Below are 3,189 nucleotides of genomic sequence, written 5' to 3'. Positions count from 1 at the left end.
GGCCGATGCCGCGCCGGCCGTCGACACGCCCGAGGTGCGGGCGATGGTCCGCCGGTTGCGCCGCGGCGGCCACCCCGTCGACCTGCACCACGGCCACCCACGGCGGGGCATGGCCGAGCATCGCCAGTTCCTGCTCGACCTGGCCGGCGCCGACCACGTCCTGTTCCTCGACGACGACGTCTTCCTCGACGTATCCACCGTCGCCCGGATGCTGGCGGCGATCGGGGAGCTTCGCTGCGGCTTCGTGGGCTGCGCGCCGCAGGGCCTGAGCTACCTCGACGACGTCCGCCCGCACGAGTGGACCGCGTTCGAGCCGGTGCGCGGGCCGGTGCGCCCCGAACGGGTCCGCAAGGACGGGCCGGCGTGGGAACGGTGGCGACTGCACAACGCGGCGAATCCGGCCCACCTCGCCGAGCGGGTGCGCGCCCCGGCCCGCGGCTGGTTGGCCTACCGGGTGAGCTGGATCGCCGGCTGTGTGCTCTACGACCGTGCCGTGCTCGTCGACTGCGGCGGCTTCGAGTTCTGGCGGCGGCTGCCCGCCAGCCACCGGGGCGAGGAGATCGTCGCCCAGCTCCGGGTGATGGAGCGGGCCGGCGGCGTGGGTCTGCTGCCCTCCGGCGCGCAGCACCTGGAACTGCCCACGAGCGTCGTCGCCCGCGACGCCGACGCCTACGCCGAGATCATCGAGACCGACGACCGTGACCACGGGGGGACGGCAACCGGATGAGAATCCTGCTCTGGCACGTGCACGGCTCGTGGACGACGTCGTTCGTCCAGGGCGGGCACTCCTACGTCGTCCCGGTGCTGGCGGGCCGCGGGCCCGACGGCCTCGGCCTGGCCCGCACCTACCCGTGGCCGGACACCGTCACCGAACTCGGACCGGGCGAGCTGGGCGACGCCGGCGTCGACGTCGTCGTCCTGCAGCGCCCGCACGAACTGGAGCTGACCGAGCGCTGGTTGGGCCGGCGCCCGGGCCGCGACCTGCCGGCGGTGTACGTCGAGCACAACACCCCGAGGGGGGACGTGCCGCTGACCCGCCATCCCGTCGCCGACCGGCCGGAGCTGCTGCTCGTCCACGTCACCCACTTCAACCGGCTGTTCTGGGACGCCGGCACCACCCCCACCCGGGTCGTCGCGCACGGCATCGTCGACCCCGGCCATCGTTACACCGGCGAGCTGGCCCGCATCGCGGTGGCGGTGAACGAGCCGGTGCGCCGCGGCCGGGTCACCGGCACCGATCTGCTCGCCGGGTTCACCGGCGCCGCCCCGGTCGACGCGTTCGGCATCGGCGTGGCCGCGCTGGCGGCGCACACCGGCCTGCCGCGGACGCGCCTCGCGATCTTCGACGACGTCGCCCAGGCCGACCTGCACGACGCCCTCGCCCGCCGACGGGTCTACGTCCACCTGCCGCGCTGGACCTCGCTCGGGCTGTCTCTGCTGGAGGCGATGCAGCTGGGCATGCCGGTGGTCGCGGTGGCGGCCACGGAGGCGATCGAGACGGTGCCGGCCGAGGCGGGCGTGCTGTCCACCGATCCGGCGGTGCTCGTCGACGCCGCCCGCCGGTTCGTCGCCGATCCGGAGCTGGCGCACGCCTACGGGAAGAGGGCCCGCCAGGCGGCCCTGGCCCGCCACGGCCTCGGGCGTTTCCTGGCCGACTGGGACGACGTCCTCGCGCAGGTGGCCCGATGACCCTGGCCGTCCCGGTTTATCACTCGATCACCGGGATATGTGGATGCCATGGAAGACGGGGTGGAACGTCCAGTCGGGATCTTTCTCGACCGGTTCGTCCTCCCGTCAGGTCCGGACGCTCCGGGCCGGGCGCGTCAGCGGTTGACGGCGGACCTGACCGGCCGAGGCGTGCCGGCGGAGGTGACCGAGACCGTTCTGCTGCTGGCCAGCGAACTGGTCACCAACGCCGTGCTGCACGGCCACGGTGAACCGGTGCTGGAGATCCGGACCACCGACGACCTGGTCTGGGTGGGCGTCCGCGACCCGGACCGCCGGCGGCCGCAGGTGCGCCACGTCGACGCCGACTCGCTCGGCGGCCGCGGCATGCACCTCGTCGACGCGCTGGCCGAGGACTGGGGCGCAGCCGGCGTCCCCGGCGACGGCAAGACCGTCTGGTTCCTGCTCCGCCGCTGATCTCGGCCGCTGATCTCGGCCGCCCTCGGTCGGCGTCACGAAGCCTCGGCATGATGTGGCCGCGCGCTGGCCGGGATGGCGGGGGAGTGGGCCGGGCGGGGGATCGTGAGGCAGGCCAGTGCGGCGAGGACGACCGCGGTGACGGTGATGGTCCAGCCCAGGTCGTAGGCGTCGGTGAGCGAATTGAGGTCGTCGGGGGCCGCGCCGCCGAGCGCCGCGACGACCACGGCGGTCCCGATGACGGTGCCGATCTGGCGGGCCATGGTCACCACCGCGGAGCCGGTCGAGAAGCTCGCCGGGGGAAGTGCGGTGACGGCGGCACTGATCAGTGTCGGCAGGATCAGCCCGACGCCGACGCCGGTGAGCAGCATCCCGGGCAGCATGGCGCCGACGTAGTCCGGCTGCGGCGCCATCCGCACGATCCACCAGCCGATCCCGGCGGCGAACACGGCGCAGCCGGCGGCGGCCACCCGGCCGGCCCCGAGGCGGGCGACCAGCGGTCCGGCGGCGAGGGCGAGCCCCGGCACCATCAGCGGTCCGGGGGCGATCGCGAGCCCGGTCTGCAGCGCCGACCAGTGCCAGCCGTCCTGGCACCACAGGACGGCCGAGAGCAGCATCGCCGCGAACGCGACGCTGAACACGAACGCGGCCACCGCGGCGGCGCTGAAGGTCCGCACCCGCAGCAGCGGCAGCGGCAGGACCGGCGCGGGATGGCGCGCCGAGCGGTAGAGGAACCCGGTCAGCAGCAGCGCGCTGGCGAGCAGCGACCCGACGACCCGCGCCGAGCCCCAGCCCCAGTCCGGGCCGCGCACCAGCCCCAGTGCCAGTGCGGCGATCCCGACCGTCAGCAGGACCGCCCCCGCCGGATCGGTCCGCCCCGCGCCCACCCGCCGCGGCGGGTGGGGCAGCACCCGCGGTCCGGCGACGACGACGGCGAGCCCGACCGGCAGGTTGACCAGGAAAACCCACCGCCAGTCCAGCTCGGTGAGCAGGCCGCCGGCGACGGGTCCGAGCGCGGCCGCCAGCCCGCTCACCGCCGTCCAGGCC

4 protein-coding genes are annotated in these 3,189 nt (G+C 74.9%); 3 read left to right on the top strand and 1 reads right to left on the bottom strand.

What is annotated here, in order from left to right; translation table 11 throughout:
• The 3 genes from ND748_RS28860 to ND748_RS28850 form a co-directional block, all read left to right on the top strand.
• Positions 1-727 (top strand): glycosyltransferase family 2 protein (locus tag ND748_RS28860; RefSeq protein ID WP_251749343.1); only part of this gene is annotated, 727 nt, incomplete at its 5' end.
• Positions 724-1,689 (top strand): glycosyltransferase, encoded by a 966-nt coding sequence (locus tag ND748_RS28855; RefSeq protein WP_251749342.1) that lies wholly within the window; start codon positions 724-726, stop codon positions 1,687-1,689. The genes ND748_RS28860 and ND748_RS28855, both read left to right, overlap by 4 nt.
• A gap of 60 nt (positions 1,690-1,749) precedes the next feature.
• A complete protein-coding gene (locus tag ND748_RS28850; protein ID WP_308205760.1) occupies positions 1,750-2,142 on the top strand; it encodes an ATP-binding protein in 393 nt (130 codons plus the stop codon).
• A gap of 35 nt (positions 2,143-2,177) precedes the next feature.
• On the opposite strand, the gene ND748_RS28845 is transcribed toward ND748_RS28850, so the two are convergent.
• Positions 2,178-3,189, bottom strand: a 1,012-nt coding sequence (locus tag ND748_RS28845; protein ID WP_251749340.1) for an MFS transporter, incomplete at its 5' end; no start/stop codon positions are given.

It is taken from the genome of Frankia sp. AiPs1 (assembly GCF_023716945.1).
In the GTDB taxonomy this organism is placed as follows: Bacteria; Actinomycetota; Actinomycetes; order Frankiales; family Frankiaceae; genus Frankia.
This window is presented reverse-complemented; position numbering and strand designations above follow the sequence as displayed.